3 protein-coding genes and 1 pseudogene are annotated in these 23898 nt (G+C 74.4%); all 4 read right to left on the minus strand.

The window, feature by feature from the left end:
- Window positions 1-7 precede the first annotated feature (7 nt).
- Window positions 8-187 carry a hypothetical protein gene (locus ACIRRS_RS12050; protein WP_402968546.1) on the minus strand — a complete coding sequence of 60 codons (180 nt, stop codon included), beginning with the start codon at window positions 185-187 and terminating at the stop codon, window positions 8-10.
- A gap of 1334 nt (window positions 188-1521) precedes the next feature.
- Window positions 1522-2154, minus strand: a complete 633-nt coding sequence (locus tag ACIRRS_RS12055) for a hypothetical protein (protein ID WP_402968808.1) — start codon at window positions 2152-2154, stop codon at window positions 1522-1524.
- A 530-nt stretch (window positions 2155-2684) separates the two neighbouring features.
- Window positions 2685-8066, minus strand: a pseudogene (locus ACIRRS_RS12060) (type I polyketide synthase); the annotation flags it as partial.
- Between the two features lie 36 nt (window positions 8067-8102).
- A complete protein-coding gene (locus ACIRRS_RS12065) occupies window positions 8103-23759 on the minus strand; it encodes an SDR family NAD(P)-dependent oxidoreductase (protein ID WP_402968811.1) in 15657 nt (5218 codons plus the stop codon).
- Between the last annotated feature and the right edge of the window lie 139 nt (window positions 23760-23898).

Genomic DNA, 23898 nt, shown 5'->3' on the forward strand with positions numbered 1-23898 from the left:
GCGGGCGTCAGTCCCACAGCTCGCGGTAGGGGTTTTCGTGCAGCGCCTTCGCCGCGGCCACGCAGAGGTCTTCACCGTAGAGCCGGTTACTGCCCCAGCCGGAGCCCCACAGGTCGGACGCAGCCTGGGCCACGGCGCGCCAGGAGAAGTCCTCATCGACGCGCCGCGTGCGGATCCGGGCAGCCATCTTCCGCTGAGCATGCGGCCACCGGATTTGCCCTCTCCTACCCGCCGGACACGCCCCAGGACTTCACCTTCAGGACTCGGAGAACGCACGGCAAAGGGGATCGCCCAGCTCCTCAGGAGCCGGGAGTGCCGCACGCTGATCCGACAAGATCCAAAAGAGAGGACCTGGGTTCTGTCCCGCCGATCACGTCCGGAGCAAATCGCGCCACTGCCCGCAGCGGTTGTTGCCCGTTGGTAGGAGCGGCTCCAGGAGTCGTCACTCCGCCTCTGTCAGATCCCCCCGGCCAGTCACGCAAGAGCCGACGAACCAGTGGGTGACATGGCTACGGTCAGCACCTGCGATGCCACCACGCCAACTCCGGGTCTTCCGTCGGCTCGTGATGCGTCCGTCCGAGGAGCACCGCGTCCAGGCGCTCGACCTGCACACGGAGTTCGCCGGCGGCCCTTGGCGGAAGCATGAACAGAGCGTCTTGCAGCGTGTCCCGGGCCCAACCCTCGCCGCAGCAGGGGCAAGTGAACTCCGCCTCCCATTGCCTCCACCGGCGCCTCGTGCCGTGGACGCGCACGGACCAGACGCTCAGCGCCACTGCCACGATGCCCGGAGACAACCGCTCTCGTTCGAGCACACGGACAGAGGCATTCGCCGCTCCTGACAGACCTGGGACGTCGCGATACCGCACCCAGGGCATACCCCAGCCGCGTTCCTGCGGCCGAAGTGAAGCTGGTGTTCTACGAGGCACGGCCCCTTCGGATGCAAGTCATGGACGACATCCTCCCACAGCTCAAGATCGGCCGGACAGAACCTAGTTGCGCGGCTTGCTCGCAAGGGACAAGCAGCCTGCTCGGGCCTGGGAGCGGGACTTCCACCAGCTCCAGGTGGAAGTGCAGTTGAAGGTCGCTTCGCTGGAGATGATCCGCAGTCCGCAGGTCCAGACATGCCGCCATCGGACAGGCTGATCGCTGGCATCGTCCTGCCGTCAAAGTGAGCCGGGCTGCCCTTGCGGGCACCAGGCCCGTGGGCAGCGTGAGCGCGAGAAGTCGGAGGGCCCGACTTCTCGCGCTGGGCGGTGGTTGCTGTAGTCCAGCGCCATCCATCGGCTTCGCCGATGTCTGGCGCGCATCCGCCTGCGGCGGGCTGGAGCACTTCTTGGTGTGGGGCGCTGGGGGCTGAGTTGGGGCACTCAGCAGCTCTGCGCCGGGTTGGCGAAGCTGTTGGTGTTGTCGGCGTACAGGTCGAAGTGCCCAGCCGGGTACACACGAACGTGCTCATTGCGGCAGGCATGATGGCTGTCCCGGGTCCGGTCCGCGTTGGCCGGCGGAACCGTGCCCGCTGTTCTACTGCTCCGGCGGCATGGCCGGCGCGGGCAGGTCGAGGACCCGGGCGAGGGCGCCGATGACGGGAGCCCGGCAACCGGGCAGGTGCCGAAGGGCCCAGTCGGCGGCCAGCGTGAGGAAGTCGACCAGGTCGCGCTCGGCACCGGCGAGCAGGCAGCGGAGTTCGGTGACGGGCAGTTCGATCACCGGGCTGTCGCTCTGCTCGGCGTCGACCGTGAGCCGGACGGTATCGCCGAAACGCTCGGCGACCGGTTCCACGGGGTCGTGGCCGAAGCCGAGCAGGCCACCGCTGTCGACGAGCCGATGCCAGTCGCGCCACTCGTCCAACCCGTCGCAGCAGCCGGGCAGGAACGTGATGCCGGTGGAGTCGTCGATGACCCGCAGGCCGCCGGCTGCGAAAGGGGTGTCGAAGGTCAGCAGTCCGTGAAGGAAGGAGCCGAGCGGGTCGGTGGGCCGGGGCGGGCGGTCGTCGTCAGGATCGATGTCGTTGCAGTCGGCGATGCGCATCACCGCCGTCCCGACCTCCGCGGGTGAGAGCCCGCCGCTGAGGGGCAGGAAGCCAGTCGACTCGATCGTGGCGACAGGCCAGAGGTCGAAGCCGTCAGGGGCGCGGATCTCCAGGACGGGCTGCATCACGATCACCCGACGCAGTGTTCCGCAGCGCCCTCCCATGACGCCACCCGATTGCGCTGGGCCGCTTTGATTCTGCTGAGCCTGAACCAGTGTGGGAGCTGAGCACCTCTGGCTGTACCACCCTGGGCAAACACAGGTGTACGCCGACAGATGTGGGGGCGTGGGGCTTTCGGGCTGGTTGGGTTGGGGTGATGAGCAGCGCTGTGGCGGGCCAGCGCAGCTGTTGGTGCGGGGTGTTGGGTTGAGGAGGCCGACTGGGTTGGGGCGTGCAACCACCTCTCCTGGTGTGGGCGCGTGGGGAGGCCGGGTTAGGGCACAGAGCCAGCCCGCAGGGAAGCGTTGGCCGACCAGACGGGGACGATCAGCTGCTCGCGGCAGGCCCGCGCGCTGGTTGGGAGCCGCCGAACCTCCAGGCGGCGTCGCGCAGGAAGTCGGTGGGGCCGACTTCCTGCGCGCGTACGGGATGGGAGCCCAAGCAGGTCGGCGCCAGAAGTCGGGGGGACCGACTTCTGGCGCCGAGCACGAGGGGCTCAGACGCCGAGGTCCTCGATGAAGCTGAAGAGTTCGTCGTCGCTCGCCGTGGAGACGTCCGCCGTGGCGGCGGGCTGGGCATCGAGGGTGGTCAGCAACTCGCGGAGGCGGGTGGTGAGACGGGTCCTCAGGACCGGGTCGGCGGGGAGATCGGCCAGCGAGCGCTGGAGCTGGTCGAGGTCGGCGAACAGGCGCAGCCCGTCCGCCGGCTGGCCGTCGGGGTCGCCGAAGCGGGTGGCGAGGTGAGCGGCCAGGGTGGCTGCGGTGGGGTAGTCGAAGACGAGAGTGGCGGGGAGGCGCAGGGAAGTCGCGGTGGTGAGCTGGTTGCGGAACTCCAGCGCCGTCAGCGAGTCGAAGCCGAAGTCCTGGAAGGGCTTCTCCGGGTTGATCTCCGACGCGTCCGCGAACCCGAGGATCGTCGCCACCTGGCCCCGGACGAGCTTGAGCAGGTGCTCCTGCCGCTCAGCAGCGGAGAGGCCGGCGAGCTGGGAGGCCAGGTTCACGGAGGAGCGGGCCTCGCGGGTGGCCGCCCGGCGGGGGCCGACGAGGCCGCGCAGGAGGGCGGGCAGGTCGTCCGTACGGTGCCGCAGCGCCGCCGGGTCGACCTTGAGCGCGACCAGGACCGGCCGTTCGGCGGTGAGTGCAGTGTCCAGTGCGGCGAGGCCCTGCTCGGCGGTCAGCGGCGGAAGCCCCTGGCGGCGCATGCGCTCCAGGTCCGACTCCGCGAGCCATTCGCTCAGGCCTGTCCGGGTGTCCCAGAGCCCGTACACGACCGCCGTGGCGGGCAGCCCGGCCGCACGCCGGTGGGTGGCGAGGGTGTCGAGGAAGGCGTTGGCGGTGGCGTAGTTGGCCTGTCCGGCGGCGAGGACCATGCCACCCGCAGAGGAGTACAGGACGAACGCGGCCAGCGGCAGGTCAAGGGTGAGCTCGTGCAGGTGCCAGGCGGCATCCGCCTTGGCCCCGAGCACGCCCTCGAACTGCTTCCGGCCGAGCGCGTCGACCAGGCCGTTGTCGCCGACACCCGCGGCGTGGACGACGGCGGTGAGCGGGTGCTCGGAGGGGATCGAGGCGAGCAGCTCGGCGAGCGCCTCGCGCCGGGCGACGTCGCAGGCGGCGACGGTGACGCTCGCACCCAGGGAGGTCAGTTCGTCACGGAGTTCGGACGCACCGGGGGCGGCGAGGCCCCGGCGGCTGGTGAGCAGCAGGTGCCGCACGCCGTGCGTGGTGACCAGGTGGCGGGCCGCGAGCGCGCCGAGGCCGCCGGTGCCGCCGGTGATGAGGACGGTGCCGTTCGGGTCGAGGGGTGAGGCGGCGGATTCGGCGGCAGGGTGCCGGACGAACCGAGGAGCGGCCACCGTGCCCGCGTGGAGGGCGAGTTCGGGCTCCTCGGTGGCGAGGGCGGCGGGCAGCAGCGCCACGCTCTCCTCGTCGGTGTCGACCACCACGAATCGCCCCGGGTGCTCCGCCTGCGCGGCGCGCACCAGGCCCCAGACCGGCGCGACCGCGAGGTCCGGCTCGGCACTCGCGACCGCTCCCCGGGTGACGACGGCCAACCGGGTGTCGGCCAGGCCCTCCTGCCCGAGGAAGCCCTGGACGAGGTCGAGCGCCCGATACGTGGCCTCGCGCAGCCGCTCGGGGGTGTCACCGGCGCCGGGCGCGGGCACCTCGGCCAGCACCCACGCCGGACGGGCCTCCGCGAGCGCGGCCCAGTCGGCGTGGCGCTGCACATCGACGAGCCCGGGCAGGTCGTCCCCGAGTACGGCCAGGCCGGAGGCCGCCGAGCCCACCGGCACAGCCGTCCACTCGACGTCGAACAGGACATCCGAGGAGCGGTCGGCGGCGGCCAGCTGCTCCACCGACAGCGGCCGCAGCCGCAGCGCGTCCACGGAGAGGACGGGCGAGCCGTCCGCGTCGGCGATGTCCAGCCGGACGCCGTTGGCGCCCTCGGACCGCACCCGGACGCGGACCGCCGTCGCGCCGGTGGCGTGCAGCCGCACGCCCTGCCAGGCGAAGGGCAGGGCCGGCCGGCCCGGTTCGACGTCCTGGAGGAACTCGCCGAGGGCGAGCGCGTGGAGCGTGGCGTCGAGCAGTGCCGGGTGGAGGCCGAAGCGGGCGGCCTCCGGGTGGGCGGGCTCGGGGAGTTCGACCTCGGCGTGGACATCGCCGTCGAGGGACCAGGCGGCGGTGACGCCCTGGAACAGCGGGCCGTAGTCGAGCCCGAGGTCGGCCATGCGGTCGTACAGGTCCTCGACGGGGACGGGCCGCGCACCGGCCGGGGGCCAGGCGGTCGGCGGCGCCGGTTCCTCGGCCGGGGCGGACACGAGGTGGCCCTCGGCGTGCAGGGTCCAGGCGGCCTCGGTGTCGGCCGGGCGGGAGTGGACGGTGACGGCGCGGTGGCCGTCCTCGGCGGGGGCGCCGACCGCGACCTGGACCTGGACGGGCGTGCCCAGCGGCAGCGGTGCCTGGAGCGTGAGCTCGTGCAGGTGCGGGGTCCCGGTGCGCTGGGCGGCCTGGAGGGCCAGCTCGACGAAGGCCGTCCCGGGGAGGATCGGCGTGCCGTGGACGGTGTGGTCCGCGAGCCACGGGTGCGTGGTGAGGGAGAGCCGGCCGGAGAGCACGAACTGCTCGCCGGTGGCGAGTTCGGTGACGGCGGTCAGCAGTGGGTGGTCCAGGGCGCCGAGCCCGGCGCCGCTCACGTCCGCCCCGGCCTCGGCGGCGGCCACCCAGTAGCGCTGCCGGTCGAAGGCGTACGTCGGCAGGTCGACGGGCGCGGCCCGCTCGGGCAGCAGCGGCGCCCAGTCGATGCGAACGCCGCGCGTCCACAGCGCGCCGAGCGCCTCCAGGGCCGTACGGTCCTCGGGCTGGTTGCGGCGGGCGACGGGCGCGGCGGTGATCTGCTCCTCGTCGGCGAGGATCTGCCGGGTGAGCGCCGTCAGGATGGCGTCGGGGCCGGTCTCGACGAAGGTGGTGACCCCCTCGGAGTGCGCGGCGGCGAGCCCGTCGGCGAAGCGGACGGCCTCGCGGACGTGGCGCACCCAGTACTCCGGATCGGTGAGCTGACCCGAACTGGCCATCGCCCCCGTGACGTTGGAGATCATCGCCACCGAAGGCTCCCGGTACTCCACCGAGGCGGCGACCGCCCGGAACTCCTCCAGCATCGGGTCCATCAGCGGCGAGTGGAACGCGTGGCTGACGCGCAGTCGCTGCGTCTTGCGCCCGGCACCGGCCAGCCGCTCGGCGATCTGCGTCACCGTGACGTCCTCGCCCGAAATCACCACCGCACCGGGCGCGTTGACGGCTGCCACGGCCACGGTGTGCTCGTGCCCGGCCAGCAGCGGAAGCACGTCCTCCTCGGCGGCCCGGACGGCGACCATCGCGCCCCCGGCCGGGAGGGCCTGCATCAGCCGCCCGCGCGCCTCGACCAGCCGCGCCGCGTCCGCCAGCGAGAACACCCCGGCGACGTACGCGGCGGCCAGCTCGCCGATCGAGTGGCCGACCAGCACCGACGGCTTCAGCCCGTGGTCGGCGAGCAGCCGGTACGCGGCGACCTCGTACGCGAACAGCGCGGGCTGGGTGTACCGCGTCTGGTCCAACTCCTCCGACTCGAAGCACAGTTCACGCAACGACCGCCCCAGCAGCGGATCGAACGCCGCGCACACCTCCTCGAAGGCCTCGGCGAACACCGGGAATCGGGCACACAACTCCCGCCCCATCCCGGCCCGCTGAGCTCCCTGCCCGGTGAACAGCACGCCCACCTTCGGCGCCCCCTGCGCCGCACCCGTGATCGCCAACGCACCGAGTCCGGCAGCCAGTTCGCCCACCGAGGAGCCGACCACGGCCGCCCGGTGCTCGAACGCCGTCCGCCCGTGCAGCGCCTTCGCCACCGCCGCCGGGTGCAACCCCGGCTCCCGCCCGACGAGTTCGGCCAGCTTCCGCGCCTGCCCCCGCAACGCCTCGGGGCTCGCCCCCGACAGCAGCCAGGCCTGCGGCCCGGCCTGCGCCGCAGGGGCCGCCACCTCCCCGACGGTCGGCGAGGCCTGCTCCAGCACCACGTGCGCGTTGGTCCCGCTGATCCCGAAGGAGGAGACGGCCGCCCGGCGCGGACGGTCGACCGACGGCCAGTCCCGCTGCGAGGTGAGCAGCTCCACCGCCCCCGCCGACCACTCCACGTGCGGCGAGGGCTCCTCCACGTGCAGGGTCTTCGGCAGCACGCCGTGCCGCAGCGCCATCACCATCTTGATGACGCCACCGACCCCGGCCGCCGCCTGCGCGTGCCCGATGTTGGACTTGAACGAGCCCAGCAGCAACGGCTGTTCGGCGGAGCGCTCCTGCCCGTACGTGGCCAGCAGCGCCTGCGCCTCGATCGGGTCCCCGAGCGTGGTCCCGGTGCCGTGCGCCTCCACGGCGTCGACGTCCGCCGGGGTCAGCCCGGCCTGGGCGAGCGCCTGGCGGATGACGCGTTCCTGGGACGGCCCGTTGGGCGCGGTGATGCCGTTGCTGGCGCCGTCCTGGTTGACGGCCGAGCCCCGGATCACGGCCAGGACGCGGTGCCCCTTGGCCTGGGCGACGGAGAGCCGCTCCAGCGCCAGGACGCCGACGCCCTCCGCCCAGGAGGTGCCGTCCGCCGAGGAGGAGAAGGACTTGCAGCGCCCGTCCGGGGCGAGGCCGCGCTGGCGGCTGAACTCCAGGAACATCCCGGGGGTGGCCATGACGGTGACGCCGCCCGCCAGCGCCAGCTCGCAGTCCCCCTGCCGCAGCGCCTGCGCGGCGAGGTGCAGGGCGACGAGGGAGGAGGAGCAGGCGGTGTCGAGGGTGACGGCCGGGCCCTCCAGGCCGAGGGTGTAGGCGACGCGGCCGGAGATCAGGCTGCCGCCGCTGGTGGAGGCGAGCAGCGCGTTCATGCCGTAGTCGTGGTACATCACGCCCGCGAACACGCCGGTGCGGGAGCCGCGCAGGCTGCGCGGGTCGAGGCCGATCCGCTCGATCGCCTCCCAGGAAGCCTCCAGCAGCAGCCGCTGCTGGGGGTCGACGCCGACGGCCTCGCGCGGCGAGATGCCGAAGAACTTCGGGTCGAACTCGGCGGCGTCGTACAGGAATCCGGCGCGCCGGCAGTACGAGGTGCCGGGGTTCTCGGGGTCGGGGTGGAAGAGGCCGTCGATGTCCCAGCCCCGGTCCTCGGGCAGGTCGGAGACGGCGTCGCGGCCCTCGACCACGAGGTCCCACAGCTGCTCGGGGGTGGTGACCCCGCCGGGGTAGCGGCAGGCCATCCCGACGACGGCGATCGGCTCGCGGTCCTTGTCGCGCACCTCCTGGAGGCGCTGCCGGGTGCTGTGCAGCTCGGCGGTGACGCGCTTGAGGTACTCGACCAACTGCTCTTCACTGGGCACGGTTCGTGTCCTTCCTCGGCTGGGACCGGCTCAGGAGAGCCCGAGTTCGTTGTCGATGAAACTGAGCAGGTCGGCGGCGCTGGCGCCCTCCAACCGTTCGGCCAGGTCCTCGGTCTCGGCGGGCCTGGTCGCCTTCTTCCAGTCGGCGAGCAGCTGCTCCAGGCGGACGGTGATCGCCTCGCGGTCGGCGTCCGGGGAGGCGCCCTCGGTGGCCAACGCGGCTTCCACGGCGTCGAGTTCGGCGTGCAGCCCGCGCCCGGGCCCCGCCGCAGGGGCTGCCGGGGCGAGGGCGCCGAGCAGGTGGCCGCAGAGCGCGACGGGGCTTGGGTAGTCGAAGACCAGGGTCGCGGGCAGGCGCAGGCCGGTGGCGGCGTTGAGCTGGTTGCGCAGCTCGACGGCCGTCAGTGAGTCGAACCCGAGGTCCTGGAAAGCCCGTTCGGGCTCCACCGCGTCCGCCGAGGCGTGGCCGAGGACGGCGGCCGCCTTCTCCTGGACGAAGCGCAGCACGGCGGCCTCGCGCTCGGCCCCGGCGAGGCCGGCGAGGCGGCGCTCCAGCTCCACGGGGCCGGTTCCGGCTCCGGCCCGGGCCGTACGGCGGGCGCCGGCGGGGCGCAGGCCGCGCAGCAGGGCGGGCAGGTCGTCCGTGCGGTGGCGCAGGGCCGCCGGGTCGACCTTGAGGGGGACGAGGACGGGCCGGTCGCCCGCGAGGGCGGCGTCGAGGGCGGCGAGGCCCTGTGCGGCGGTCAGCGGCGGCAGCCCCTGGCGGCGCATGCGCTCCAGGTCGGCCTCCGTCAGGCCCTCGCTGAGGCCGGTGCGGGTGTCCCAGAGTCCGTAGGCGAGGGAGGAGGCGGGGAGTCCGGCGGCGCGGCGGTGGGCGGCGAGGGTGTCGAGGAACAGGTTGGCGGTGGCGTAGTTGGCCTGCCCGGCGGCGAGGACCATGCCGCCGGCGGAGGAGAAGAGGACGAAGGCGCTCAGCGGCAGGTCGCGGGTGAGTTCGTGCAGGTGCCAGGCGGCGTCGGCCTTGGGGGCGAGGACGCGGTCGAACTGCGCCGCGGTGAGGGCGCCGACCAGGCCGTTGTCGGCGATCCCGGCGGTGTGGACGACGGCGGTGAGCGGGTGCTCGGCCGGGATGGAGTCGAGCAGCGCGGCCAGGGCGTCACGGTCGGAGACGTCGCAGGCGGCGATGGTGACCTCCGCGCCCAACTCCTTAAGCTCGGCGCGCAGTTCGGCGGCGCCGGGGGCATCGGGCCCGCGTCGGCTGGTGAGCAGCAGGTGCCGGGCGCCGTGCGCGGTGACCAGGTGGCGGGCCGCGAGCGCGCCCAGGCCGCCGGTGCCGCCGGTGATCAGCACGGTGCCGTCGAACACCGGGGTGACCGAGGCGGCCGGCGTGTGCCGGACGAGGCGGGGGACGGTCATCGCGCCCGCGCGGAGGGCGAGTTCGGGCTCCTCGGTGGCGAGCGCGGCGGGGATCAGCGCCATGCTCTCCCCGTCGGTGTCGATCACGGCGAAGCGGCCCGGGTTCTCGGCCTGCGCGGCCCGGACCAGGCCCCGGACGGGGGCCAGGGCGAGGTCCGGCTCGCCGGAGTCCGCCCGGACGACCAGGGTGAGGCGGGTGTCCGCCAGGCCGTCCCGGGCGAGGAACTCCCGTACCAGGCCGAGCGCGTGGCCGACGGCCTCGCGCAGCCGCGCCGGGGCCGCGCCGGGTGCGGGCACGGGCAGTTCGGCCAGCAGGTGCTCCGGGACGGAGTCGCCGAGCGCCGTCCAGTCGACGTGGCGGGCGGCCCCGTCGAGGCCGTCGAGGCCCTCGCCCAGGACCGCGACGGAGAGCGCCGGCTCGGCGGCCGTCACGGCGGCGGGCACCCAGTCCAGGGCGTGCAGCACCCCGGCGGCCTGCCCGGCGCCCGTCAGCTGCTCGGCGGACACGGGCCGGATGCCGAGCGCCTCGACGGTCAGCACCGGCGCGCCCTCGGCGTCCGCCACGACGATGCCGACCCCGCCGTCGACGGGGGAGATCCGGACGCGGACGGTGGTGGCGCCCGCCGAGTGCAGGGTCACGCCGGACCAGGCGAAGGGCAGCAGCGTCTGCTCGGTGCCGTCCTCCCGCCCGATCAGCAGCATCATGTGCATCGCCGCGTCGAACAGCGCCGGGTGGAGCCCGAACCGGGCGGCGTCCGCGTGGGCCTGCTCGGGCAGCTCGACCTCGGCGAACACCTCCTCGCCGCGCCGCCAGACCGCCGTCATGCCCTGGAACACCGGGCCGTAGCCGTAGCCCCGGCCGACCAGGTACGGGTAGGCGTCGGCGGTGTCGACGGCCCGGGCGTCGGCGGGGGGCCAGACCGCCAGGTCGGCGTCACCCCCGGAGGCGCGGGTGGCCGGGGCGAGCAGGCCGTCCGCGTGGACGGTCCACGGCTCCTGCGGCCCGGTCTCGGGGCGCGAGTGGACGGCGACGGGCCGCAGTCCGCGCTCGTCCGGGGCGCCGACGGTCACCTGCACTTGGAGGCCGCCCCGCTCGGGCAGGACCAGCGGCGCCTGGAGCGTCAGGTCCTCCAGTACGGGGCAGCTCGCCTCGTCGCCGGCCCGGATCGCCAGCTCGGCGAGGCCGGTGCCCGGGACGAGCACGGTGCCGTGGACGGTGTGGTCGGCGAGCCAGGGGTGGGTGGTGAGGGAGAGGCGGCCGGAGAGGACGAGCTGCTCGCCGGTGGCGACCTCGGTGACGGCGGTGAGGAACGGGTGGTCGAGCGTGGTCAGCCCGGCCGTGCTCAGGTCGCCGGTGGCGGCCTGGGGCTTGATCCAGAAGTGCTGGTGGTCGAAGGCGTACGTCGGCAGGTCGACGGGCGCGGCCTTCGCGGGCAGCAGCGGGGCCCAGTCGACGCGGGCGCCGCCCGTCCAGAGGGCGGCGAGCGCCTCCAGGGCGGTGCGCTCCTCGGGTTGGTTGCGGCGGGCGAGGGGCGCGGCGGTGAGCTGCTCCTCGTCGGCGAGGATCTGCCGGGTCAGCGCCGTCAGGATCGCGTCCGGGCCGGTCTCGACGAAGGTGCTGATCCCCTCCTCGTGCGCGGTGGTCACGGCGTCGGCGAAGCGGACGGCCTGGCGGACGTGGCGGACCCAGTATGCGGGGTCGGTGAGCTGCTCCGAAGTCGCCATCGTGCCCGTGACGTTGGAGACGATCGGGATGGTTGGCTCGTGGTAGGTGACGCTCTCGGCGATCTCGCGGAACTCGACGAGCATCGGGTCCATGAGCGGCGAGTGGAACGCGTGGCTGACGCGCAGGCGCTGCGTCTTGCGGCCCCCGGCGGCGAGTTGCCCGGCGACGGCCTCGACGGTCGTCTCCTCACCCGAGATCACGACCGAGGTGGGCGAGTTCACCGCCGCGACGGTGACGCGGTCCTCCAGCCCGGCGAGCAGTGGCAGCACGTCGGCCTCGGTGGCCTGGACGGCGATCATCGCGCCCCCGGCCGGGAGTTGCTGCATCAGCCGTCCGCGCGCGGCCACCAGGTGGGCGGCGTCGGGCAGGTCGAGGACTCCGGCGACGTGGGCGGCGGCCAGCTCGCCGATCGAGTGGCCGATCAGCATCGAGGGCTTGAGCCCGTGGCTCTCCAGCAGCCGGTAGGCCGCGACCTCGAAGGCGAACAGCGCGGGCTGCGTGTACTGCGTCTGATCCAACTCGTCCGACGCGAAGCAGAGTTCGCGCAGTGACCGCCCCAGATGCTGGTCGAGCTCGGCGCAGGCCGCGTCGAAGGCCTCGGCGAAGACCGGGAAGCGCTCGTGCAACTCCCGTCCCATGCCCGTGCGCTGGGCGCCCTGGCCGGTGAAGAGGACACCGACCCGGGGCGCGTCGGTCAGTGCCGAGCCCCTGACCAGTCCGGGGGCCGTGCGCCCCTCGGCCAACGCGCTGAGGGCCGTGCGCCCCTCGGCCAACGCGCTGAGGGCCGTGGGCAGTTCGTCCAGCACCACGGCTCGGTACTCGAAGGCCGTACGGGCGGCCAGCGCGGCCGCGACCGCCGCCGGCTCCGCCTCCTCCGCCTCGACGAACGCGGCGAGCCGCTCCGCCTGGCCGCGCAGGGTTTGCGGGCTGCGGGCCGAGACCAGCAGCGGGACGATCCCGGCGGGTGCGGTCTCCAACTCCTCGACGGCTTCGGGCTGTTCGAGGATGACGTGCGCGTTGGTCCCGCTGATTCCGAAGGAGGAGACGCCCGCGCGGCGCGGACGGTCCACGGCCGGCCAGTCCCGCTGCGAGGTGAGCAGCCGCACCGCCCCCGCCGTCCAGTCGACGTGGGTGGTCGGCTCCTCGACGTGCAGGGTCTTCGGCAGGACGCCGTGGCGCATCGCCATGACCATCTTGATGATCCCACCGACCCCGGCGGCGGCCTGCGCGTGCCCGATGTTGGACTTCAACGAGCCCAGCCAGAGCGGCTGTTCGTCGGAGCGCCCCTGCCCGTACGTCGCGAGCAGCGCCTGCGCCTCGATCGGGTCGCCGAGCGAGGTGCCGGTACCGTGCGCCTCGACGGTGTCGACCTCGGAGGGCTCCAGCCCGGCCTGGGCGAGCGCCTGCCGGATGACGCGCTCCTGGGACGGCCCGTTGGGCGCGGTGAGCCCGTTGCTGGCGCCGTCCTGGTTGATCGCCGAGCCCCGGACGACGGCCAGCACTCGGTGCCCGTTGCGCCGCGCGTCGGACAGCCGCTCCAGCACGAGCATGCCGACGCCCTCGGCCCAGGAGGTGCCGTCCGCGCCGGTCGAGAAGGACTTGCAGCGGCCGTCGGGCGCCAGGCCCTGCTGGCGGCTGAAGTCGATGAAGGCGCCTGGGGTGGCCATGACGGTCACGCCACCGGCCAGCGCCAGCTCGCATTCGCCCTGGTGGAGCGCCTGCGCGGCGAGGTGCAGGGCGACGAGGGAGGAGGAACAGGCGGTGTCGACGGTGAGGGCCGGGCCCTCCAGTCCGAGGGTGTAGGCGATGCGCCCGGAGGCGACGCTGCCCGCCACGCCGGTGCCGATCAGGCCCTCCAGCTCGCCGGGCGTGGTGCCGACGGCCGGGAGGTAGTCGTGGTACATCACACCGGCGAAGACGCCGGTGCGGGTGCCGTGCAGGCTGCGCGGGTCGAGCCCGGCGCGTTCGACGGCCTCCCAGGAGGTCTCCAGCAGCAGGCGCTGCTGGGGGTCGGTGGCGAGGGCCTCGCGGGGCGAGATGCCGAAGAAGGCGGCGTCGAACTCCCCGGCCCCGTGCAGGAATCCGGCCTCCCGGCAGTAGGAGGTGCCGGTGCGGTGCGGGTCGTCGTCGAAGAGGGTGTCGAGGTTCCAGCCACGGTCGGTGGGGAACGGTGTGATGCCGTCGCGGCCCTCCGCGACCAGCCGCCACAGGTCCTCCGGTGAGGCGACCCCGCCGGGGAAGCGGCAGGCCATGCCGACGATCGCGATCGGGTCCTCCGCGTCGCCGCCGCCGGTGCGGGTGACGGTCACGGCGGTGGCCGTGCCGAGCAGGGCGGTGGCCAGGTGGCGGGCCAGGGCGCCGGGGGTGGGGTGGTCGAAGATCAGGGTGGCGGGCAGCTGGAGGCCGGTGGCGGCGTTCAGCTGGTTGCGCAGTTCGAGGGCGGTGAGCGAGTCGAAGCCCAGCTCCTGGAACAGCCGGTCGGTGTGGACGGCCTCCGGCCCGGCGAACCCGAGCACGGCGGCGACCTGCCCCCGGACGATCCCCAGCAGCAGCTCCTGCCGGGCGGTCTCGTCGAGCCCGGCGACCCGGTCGGCGAGTGCCCCCTGGGCGGCGGGCCGCGCGGCGGCGGCGCGGCGCAGGCGGCCAGCCGGCCGCCCGGTGGTGAGGCGGCGCAGCAGCGGGTGCACCTCGTCCCGCTCGGCGAGCACCCGCAGGTCGAGGCGAGCGGAGAGCACGGACGGCCGGTCGGCGGCGAGCGCGGCGTCGAAGGCGGCGAGGCCCTCGGCGTCGGTCAGCGGCAGCACGCCCGTGCGGCCGAGGCGGCGCAGGTCGGCCTCGCTGAGGTGGGAGGTCATGCCACCCGCGTTCCACAGGCCGTACGCGAGGGCCGTGCCCGGCAGGCCGTCGGCGCGGCGTTCGGCGGCGAGGGCGTCCAGGTAGGCGTTGGCGGCGGCGTAGTTGGCCTGGCCGGGGTTGCCCCAGGTGCCGGCGAGGGAGGAGAGCAGGACGAAGGCGGTGAGCGGCAGGCCGCGGGTGAGTTCGTGCAGGTGGCGGGCGGCGTCGGCCTTGGGGGCGAGGACCTGGTCGAGGCCGTCCTCCGTCAGGGCGGCGACGGGCCCGTCCGCGAGGATGCCGGCGGCGTGGACCACGGCGGTGAGTGGCTGCCCGGCCGGGACGGAGGCGAGCAGCGCGGCGAGGGCGTCGCGGTCGGAGACGTCGCAGGCGGCGACGGTGACGCTGGCGCCCAACTCCTCCAGCTCCGCTCGCAGTTCGGCGGCGCCGGGAGCCAGGGAGCCGCGCCGGCTGGTGAGCAGGAGGCCGCGGGTGCCGTGGGCCGTCACCAGGTGGCGGGCGATCAGGGCGCCGAGGCCGGTGGTGCCGCCGGTGATCAGGACGGTGCCGTCCAGCGGCGGCGCGTCCGAGGCGGCCGCCGGGGTGTGGCGGACGATCCTCGGTGCCGACACCGTGCCCACGTGGAGGGCGAGTTGGGGCTCGTCGGTCGCCAGGGCGGCGGGGAGGAGCGGCAGGCTCTCCTCGTCGGCGTCGACCAGGACGAACCGGCCCGGGTGCTCCGCCTGCGCGCTGCGGACCATGCCCCGGACGGCGGCCTGCACCGGGTCGGGCGCGGCCCCGGTGGCGACGGCGCCCCGGGAGAGGAGGACGAGCCGGGGCGCGTCGGGGTCGGCCAGGTGCTCCTGGACGACGGCCAGCACCCGGCGCAGGGTCGCGCGCAGCGGGTCGGCGGCGGTCGGGTCGGTGTCCACCTCGACGACGGTGTACGGGCCCGGCTCGGCCTCACCCGTCGGCACCGCCGTCCACTCGACCTGGTACGTGACCTCGGCGGTGCCGGTCAGCCGGTCGGCGGCGAGCGGGCGCAGCGCGAGGGCGTCGAGGGTGAGGACGGGCGCGCCGGTCGCGTCGGCGAGTTGGAGCGAGGCCTCCTGCGGGCCCTCGGCGGTGATCCGCACGCGCAGGGCCGTGGCGGCGTGCGCGTGCAGGGTCAGGCCGGACCAGGTGAAGGGCAGCAGGGTCTCGGCCCGCCCGTCGTGGCCGACGGCGAGGGTGTGGAGGGCGGCGTCGAGCAGCGCGGGGTGCAGGGCGTAGCGGTCGGCCTCCGCCCGTACGTCCTCGGGGAGTTCGACCTCGGCGTACAGGGCCTCGTCCGTCCGCCAGGCGGCGCGCAGGCCCCGGAAGGCCGGGCCGTAGTCGAGGCCGAGGGCGGCGAGGCGGGCGTAGAGCTCCTCGGCGTCGGCGGCCTCGGCGCCGGTCGGGGGCCAGGCGGTCAACGGGGCGGGCCCGTCGGACGGTTGGGGAGCGAGGTGGCCCTCGGCGTGCAGGGTCCACGGCTCGTCGGAGTCGGAGGACTCCTCGGGGCGGGAGTGGACGGCGACGCCGCGCAGGCCGGCTCCGTCCGGTTCGGCGACGGTGACCTGGAGCTGGCGGGCGCCCTGTTCGGTGAGCACCAGCGGCGTCTGGAGGACGAGTTCGCCGACGCGGGCGCAGCCGGTCCGGAGAGCGGCCTGGAGGGCCAGCTCGACCAGGGCGGCGCCCGGCACGACGGTCGTGCCGTGGACGGTGTGGTCGGCGAGCCAGGGGTGGGTGGTGAGGGAGAGGCGGCCGGAGAGGATCAGCTGCTCGGTGCCCGCGACGCGGGTGACGGCGCCGAGGAGGGGGTGGTCGAGGGTGTGCAGGCCTGCGGTGGCGAGGTTGCCGGTGGTGGCCTGGGGCTTGATCCAGTAGTGCTGGTGGTCGAAGGCGTACGTCGGCAGGTCGGCGGGGGCGACGGCGGCCGGGAGGAGCGGGGTCCAGTCGATCCCGACGCCCTGCGACCAGAGGGTGCCGAGCGCTTCGAGCGCGGTGCGCTCCTCGTCGCGGTTGCGGCGGGCGAGGGGTGCGGCGGTGAGCTGTGGTTCGTCGGCGAGGATCTGGCGGGTCAGCGCCGTCAGGACGGCGTCGGGGCCGGTCTCGACGAAGGTGGTGACGCCGGTGGCGTGGGCGGCGGTGAGGCCTTCGGCGAAGCGGACGGCTTCGCGGACGTGGCGGACCCAGTACGCGGGGTCGGTGAGCTGCTCCGAACTCGCCATCGTCCCGGTGACATTGGAGACGATCGGGATGGTCGGTTCGTGGTAGGTGACGCTCTCGGCGATCTCGCGGAACTCGACGAGCATCGGGTCCATGAGCGGTGAGTGGAAGGCGTGGCTGACGCGCAGGCGCTGGGTCTTGCGGTCCTCGGCGGCGAGTTGTCCGGCGATGGCCTCGACAGCCGCGTCTTCACCCGAGATCACGACCGAGGTGGGCGAGTTCACCGCCGCGACGGCGATGCGGTCCTCCAGCCCGGCGAGCAGCGGCAGCACGTCCGCCTCGGTGGCCTGGACGGCGATCATGGCGCCGCCGGCCGGGAGTTCCTGCATCAGGCGTCCGCGTGCGGCCACCAGGTGGGCGGCGTCGGCGAGGGAGAACACTCCGGCGACGTGGGCGGCGGCGAGTTCGCCGATGGAGTGGCCGATCAGGACGGCGGGCTTGAGGTCGTGGCTGGCGAGTAGCCGGTAGGCGGCGACCTCGTACGCGAACAGTGCGGGCTGGGTGTACTGCGTCTGGTCCAACTCATCGGACTCAAAGCACAGTTCGCGCAGTGAGCGCTCCAGCAGCGGGTCGAAGGCGGCGCACGCCTCGTCGAAGGCCGAAGCGAACACCGGGAAGCGGGCACTCAACTCCCGGCCCATCCCGGCCCGCTGGGCACCCTGCCCGGTGAACAGCACGCCCACCTTCGGCGCCGCGAAGGCGTCGCCGAATGCTCCGGGCTCGTTCGCCAACGAGGCCAGCCCGGCGGCGAGTTCGTCCGTCTCGGCGCCGACGACCACGGCGCGATAGTCGAAGGCCGTGCGCAGGTGCAGTCCCTTGGCGACCGCAGCCGCACTCAGCCCGCCGTACTCCTCCAGGTGCCCGGCGAGCCGCGCGGCCTGGGCGCGGAGGGCCTCCGGGCCGGCGGCCGACACCAGCAGCGGGACGAGCCCGGCAGACGCGCTCTCCATCTCCTCGATGGCTTCGGGCTGTTCGAGGATGACGTGGGCGTTGGTGCCGCTGATCCCGAAGGAGGAGACGGCGGCCCGGCGCGGACGGTCGACCTCCGGCCAGTCCCGCCGCGAGGTGAGCAGCTCCACCGCGCCCGTTGACCAGTCGACGTGCGTGGTCGGCTCGTCGACGTTGAGCGTCTGCGGCAGGACGCCATGGCGCATCGCCATGACCATCTTGATGACGCCGCCGACACCGGCCGCCGCCTGCGAGTGGCCGATGTTGGACTTCAACGAGCCCAGCCAGAGCGGCTCTTCGCGCTCCTGCCCGTACGTCGCCAGGAGCGCCTGGGCCTCGATCGGGTCGCCGAGCGCCGTGCCCGTGCCGTGCGCCTCGACGGCGTCGACGTCCGCCGACACCAGACCGCCCTGCGCGAGTGCCTGCCGGATCACCCGCTCCTGCGAGGGGCCGTTCGGCGCGGTCAGCCCGTTGCTGGCCCCGTCCTGGTTGATCGCCGATCCGCGCACCACGGCCAGCACCCGGTGCCCGTTCTCCTGGGCGACCGACAGCCGCTCCAGCACCAGCATGCCCACGCCCTCGGCCCAGGAGGTGCCGTCTGCCCCGGTGGAGAAGGACTTGCAGCGGCCGTCCGGGGCGAGCCCGCGCTGGCGGCTGAACTCGACGAACGCCGCAGGCGTCGCCATCACCGTCACGCCGCCCGCGAGCGCGAGGTCGCACTCGCCCTTGCGCAGCGACTGCGCGGCCAGGTGCAGCGCGACCAGCGAGGAGGAGCAGGCCGTGTCCACGGTGAGGGCCGGGCCCTCCAACCCGAGCGTGTACGCGATCCGGCCGGAGGCGACGCTGCCCGCGCTGCCCGTCCCGACCATGCCCTCCAGCTCCTCGGGCACCGTCCCGACCATCGGCTGGTAGTCGTGGTACATCACGCCCGCGAACACGCCGGTGCGCGAGCCGTGCAGGCTGCGCGGGTCGAGCCCGGCGCGCTCGACGGCCTCCCAGGAGGTCTCCAGCAGAAGGCGCTGCTGCGGGTCGGTGGCGAGGGCCTCGCGGGGCGAGATGCCGAAGAACGCGGGGTCGAACTCCCCGGCCCCGTGCAGGAATCCTGCCTCCCGACAGTACGAGGTACCCGTGCGATCCGGGTCGTCGTCGAAGAGCCCGTCCAGGTCCCAGCCACGGTCCGTCGGGAAGCCGCTGATGCCCTCGCGGCCCTCCGCGACCAGCCGCCACAGGTCCTCCGGCGAGGCGACCCCGCCCGGGAACCGGCAGGCCATGCCGACGATCGCGATCGGGTCCTCGTCCGTGCCGACCGTACGGGCGACGCTCACGGCCTCGGTCGTGCCGAGGAGGGCGGTGGCGAGGTGGCGGGCCAGGGCGGTGGGCGTCGGGTAGTCGAAGACGAGCGTCGCGGGGAGGACGAGGCCGGTGGCCTGGTTGAGGAGGTTGCGCAGTTCGAGGGCGGTGAGCGAGTCGAAGCCCAGCTCCTGGAACAGCCGGTCGGCGTGTACGGCCTCCGGTCCGGCGAAGCCCAGGACGGCGGCGACCTGGCCGCGCACCACGTCCAGCAGCAGCGTCCGGCGGCCGGGCTCGTCCAGTCCGATCAGCTGCTCGTACAGCGGCGATCCGGTCCGGGCGCCGCCCGTCGAGGCCCGGCGCAGGCGGCCGGTGACCAGGCGGCGCAGCAGCGGCCGCACCCGGTCCCGGTCGGCGAGCGCGCGCAGGGCGAGGCCGGTGGAGAGGAGGAGCGGGCGGTCCGAGCCGAGGGCCGCGTCGAGGGCGGCGAGGCCCTGTTCGGCGGTCAGCGGGCGCAGGCCCTGGCGGCGCATGCGCTCCAGGTCGGCGTCGGTGAGGGCCTCGCTCAGGCCGGTGCGGGTGTCCCAGAGGCCGTACGCGAGCGCTGTGCCGGGCAGGCCCTCGGCCCGGCGCAGTGCGGCGAGGGCGTCGAGGGAGGCGTTGGCGGCGGCGTAGTTGGCCTGGCCGGGGTTGCCCCAGGTGCCGGCGAGGGAGGAGAGCAGGACGAAGGCGGTGAGGGGCAGGTCGCGGGTCAACTCGTGGAGGTGCCGGGCGGCTTCGGCCTTCGGAGCGAGGACGTGGTCGAGCTGCTCGTCCGTGAGGGCGGTGACCGGGGCGTCCGCGAGGGTGCCGGCGGCGTGGATCACGGCGGTGAGCGGGTGCTCGGCCGGGACGGAGGCGAGGAGCGCGGCGAGGGCGTTGCGGTCGGAGACGTCGCAGGAGGCGAGCGTGACCTCGGCGCCCAACTCCTCAAGCTCGGCGCTCAGTTCGGCGGCGCCGGGGGCCTCGGGGCCGCGCCGGCTGGTGATCAGAAGGTGTCGCACGCCGTGCGTGGTGACCAGGTGGCGGGCGGCCAGGGCGCCCAGGCCGGTGGTGCCGCCGGTGATCAGCACGGTGCCGTCCAGCGTCGGCGCGGAGGCCGTCTCCCGCAGGCGGACCAGGCGCGGTGCGCTCACCAGGCCCGCGTGGAGGGCGAGTTCGGTCTCGTCGGAGGCGAGTGCGGCCGGGAGGAGCGGCAGGCTCTCCTCGTCGGCGTCGACCAGGACGAACCGGCCCGGGTGCTCGGCCTGCGCCGCGCGGATCAGACCCCAGGCGGCGGCGAGCGCCGGATCAGGGGAGTCGGTGGCGACGGCGCCCCGGGTCAGTACGGCCAGGCGGCAGGCGGCGAACCGCTCCGCGGCCAGCCACTCCTGCGCGAGGGCCAGCACCTCCCGGGCGACGGCCCGGACGTCGCCGCCCGGCCGGACCTCGGCCACGACGACCTCGGGCAGCGGCCCGGCGGCGGCCAGCGCGGCGAGGTCCCCGTACCCGTCGACGCCGAGCGCGGAGGTGCGGAGCGCCGCCAGGTGCGGGGCCTGTCCGGCGGCCGGGACGGGCAGCTCGACCCAGTCCACGCCGAGCAGCGCACCGGAGGCGCCTCCGCTCAACTGCCCTGCGGTGACGGGCCGCAGGACCAGCGCGTCCACCGACAGCACGGGCGCGCCGGTGCCGTCCGCGACCTGGAGGCGGACAGACGGGCCGTCCGCGCCGCCGAGCCGCACGCGCAGCGCCGTCGCGCCCGCCGACCACAGGGTCACGCCCGACCAGGAGAACGGGAGGCGGGTCTCGGACTGCTCCTCCTCGCCGCCGAGGGCGATGGTGTGGAGAGCGGCGTCGAGCAGCGCGGGGTGGAGGCCGAAGCGGGCGGCGTCGGCACGGGTCTGCTCGGGCAGCTCGATCTCGGCGAGGATCTCGCCCCCGGCCGACCACGCGGCGGTGACGCCCTGGAACAGCGGGCCGTAGCCGAGGCCCAGGTCGGCGAGGCGGTCGTAGAGGCCGTCCACGGCGAGGGGCCGGGCACCGGCGGGGGGCCAGGCGGCGAGGCCCTCGGCGGGCGTCGCGTCCTGGGCGGGCGTCGCGTCCTGGGCGGCGAGCAGGCCGTCCGCATGGAGCGTCCAGGGCTCCTCGGACTCGCCGTCGGCGGGGCGCGAGTGGATGGTGACGGCGCGGTGGCCGGTCCCGTCCGGCTCGGCGACGGTGACCTGGAGCTGGCGGGCGCCCTGCCCGGTGAGCACCAGCGGGGCCTGGAGGGTGAGTTCGCGCAGGTGGGAGGTCTCGGTGCGGTGGGCGGCCTGGAGGGCCAGCTCCACGAAGGCCGTGCCGGGGAGGATCGCCGTGCCGTGGACGGTGTGGTCGGCGAGCCAGGGGTGGGTGGTGAGGGAGAGCCGGCCGGACAGCACGAACTGGTCACCGGCGGCCAGCTCGGTCACCGCGCCGAGGAGGGGGTGCTCGACGGCGCTCAGGCCTGCGGTGGTGAGGCCGCCGGTGGTGGCCTGGGGCTTGATCCAGTAGTGCTGGTGGTCGAAGGCGTACGTCGGCAGGTCGGCGGGAAGCGCGGCGGGGACGAGCGGGGCCCAGTCGATGCGCGCGCCGCGCGTCCACAGCGCGCCGAGGGCCTCCAGGGCCGTACGGTCCTCGGGCTGGTTGCGGCGGGCGAGGGGCGCGGCGGTGAGCTGTGGCTCGTCGGCGAGGATCTGGCGGGTGAGGGCGGTCAGGACGGCGTCGGGGCCGGTTTCGACGAAGGCGGTGACGCCGGTGGTGTGGGCGGCGGTGAGGCCGTCGGAGAAGCGGACGGCCTCGCGGACGTGGCGGACCCAGTATGCGGGGTCGGTCAGCTGCCCCGAACTCGCCATCTCTCCCGTGACGTTGGAGACGACCGTCAGGGAAGGCTCCCGGTACTCGACCGAGGCGGCGACCGTACGGAACTCCTCCAGCATCGGGTCCATGAGCGGCGAGTGGAACGCGTGGCTGACGCGCAGCCGCTGCGTCTTCCGCCCCTCGGCGGCGAGCCGCTCGGCGACCCCGGTGACCGAGGCGTCCTCGCCGGAAATGACCACGGAGGTGGGCGAGTTCACCGCCGCGACGGTGACGCGGTCCTCCAGCCCGGCGAGGAGGGGGAGGAGGTCGGCCTCGGTGGCCTGGACGGCGATCATGGCGCCGCCGGCCGGGAGTTGCTGCATCAGGCGTCCGCGTGCGGCGACCAGGCGGGCGGCGTCGGCGAGGGAGAACACTCCGGCGACGTGGGCGGCGGCCAGTTCCCCGATCGAGTGCCCGACCAGCACCGACGGCCGCACGCCGAGCGACTCCAGCAGCCGGTACGCGGCGACCTCGAACGCGAACAGCGCGGGCTGGGTGTACTGCGTCCGGTCCAACTCGTCGGAGTTGAAGCACAGTTCGCGCAGCGAGCGTCCGATCAGCGGGTCGAAGGCGGCGCACACTTCGGCGAAGGCCTCGGCGAAGACTGGGAAGCGGGCGCTCAACTCCCGGCCCATTCCGGCCCGCTGGGCGCCCTGGCCGGTGAACAGCACGCCCATCTTCGGAGCCTCGGACGCGGCCTCCCCGGCGACCAGGGCGCCGAGCGGGCCGACCAGGTTGCCCGTCTCCGACCCGATGACCACCGCCCGGTGCCCGAAGGCCGTCCGCCGCAGGAGCGCGGCCGCGACCGCCGCCGGATCGGTCTCCGGCTGCCGGCCGAGGAAGGCTGCCAGCCGCGCCCCCTGCGCCCGCAGGGCCTCCGGACTGGCGGCCGACACCAGCAGCGGGACGAGCCCGGTGGTCGGCGGCTCCATTTCCTCGACGGGTTCGGGCTGTTCGAGGATGACGTGGGCGTTGGTGCCGCTGATCCCGAAGGAGGAGACGGCGGCCCGGCGCGGGCGGTCGACCTCCGGCCACTCGCGCTGCGAGGTGAGTAGTTCCACCGCGCCCGTCGACCAGTCGACGTGCGTGGTCGGCTCGTCGACGTTGAGCGTCTGCGGCAGCACGCCGTGGCGCATTGCCATGACCATCTTGATGACGCCGCCGACACCGGCCGCCGCCTGCGAGTGGCCGATGTTGGACTTCAACGAGCCCAGCCAGAGCGGCTCTTCGCGCTCCTGCCCGTACGTCGCCAGCAGTGCCTGGGCCTCGATCGGGTCGCCGAGCGCCGTGCCCGTGCCGTGCGCCTCGACGGCGTCGACGTCGGCCGACACCAGCCCGGCCTGGGCGAGTGCCTGCCGGATGACCCGCTCCTGCGAGGGGCCGTTCGGCGCGGTCAGCCCGTTGCTGGCCCCGTCCTGGTTGATCGCCGAGCCCCGGACGACCGCCAGCACCCGGTGGCCCTTGGCCTGGGCGACCGACAACCGTTCCAGCACCAGCACGCCGACGCCCTCCGCCCAGGAGGTGCCGTCGGCCCCGGTGGAGAAGGACTTGCAGCGGCCGTCCGGCGCCAGCCCGCGCTGGCGGCTGAACTCCACGAAGGAGGACGGCGTGGCCATCACCGTCACACCGCCCGCCAGCGCCATCTCGCACTCGCCCTGGCGCAGCGCGTGCGCGGCGAGGTGCAGGGCGACGAGGGAGGAGGAGCAGGCGGTGTCGACCGTCACCGCCGGGCCCTCCAAGCCCAGGGTGTAGGCGATGCGGCCGGAGGCGATGCTGCCCGCACTGCCGGTGCCGACCATGCCCTCCAGTTCCTCCGGGACGGCGGCGACCGGCGGCTGGTAGTCGTGGTACATCACACCCGCGAATACGCCGGTGCGCGAGCCGTGCAGGGTGCGCGGGTCGAGTCCGGCGCGCTCCAGGGCCTCCCAGGACACCTCCAGCAGCAGGCGCTGCTGCGGGTCGACGGCCACGGCCTCGCGGGGCGAGATGCCGAAGAACGCGGGGTCGAACCGCCCGGCGTCGTGCAGGAATCCGGCCTCCCGGCAGTAGGAGGTGCCAGGGGTCTCGGGGTCGTCGTCGAAGAGCCCGTCCAGGTCCCAGCCACGGTCGGTCGGGAACGGGCTGACGCCGTCGCGGCCCTCCGCGACGAGCCGCCACAGGTCCTCCGGCGAGGCGACCCCGCCCGGGAACCGGCAGGCCATGCCCACGATCGCGATCGGCTCCTGCTGCCGCTCCTCCATCTCCCGCATCCGGCGGTTGACGTCCCGCAGCTCTGCCGTGGCGCGACGCAGGTACTCGCGCAGACCGCTCTCGTTGTTCGACATCGCCAGTCCCCTAGCCCTAGCTCAGAGATTCAGAAGAAGGTCGGAAGATCAGAAGGTCACAACTCAGACCTGGTCAGGTTCGGAATCTGGTCAGATCACTGACCGCATCAGGTCAGCAACTCGGTCAGATTCAGAATCTGGTCAG

Source organism: Kitasatospora sp. NPDC101183 (assembly GCF_044767945.1).
Classification (GTDB): domain Bacteria; phylum Actinomycetota; class Actinomycetes; order Streptomycetales; family Streptomycetaceae; genus Kitasatospora.

What these genes read in the sequence shown, in the direction of transcription:
- ACIRRS_RS12050 (WP_402968546.1), bottom strand. Translation starts at nt 187, where the DNA reads ATGGCTGCCCGGATCCGCACGCGGCGCGTCGATGAGGACTTCTCCTGG.
- ACIRRS_RS12055 (WP_402968808.1), bottom strand. Translation starts at nt 2,154, where the DNA reads ATGCAGCCCGTCCTGGAGATCCGCGCCCCTGACGGCTTCGACCTCTGG.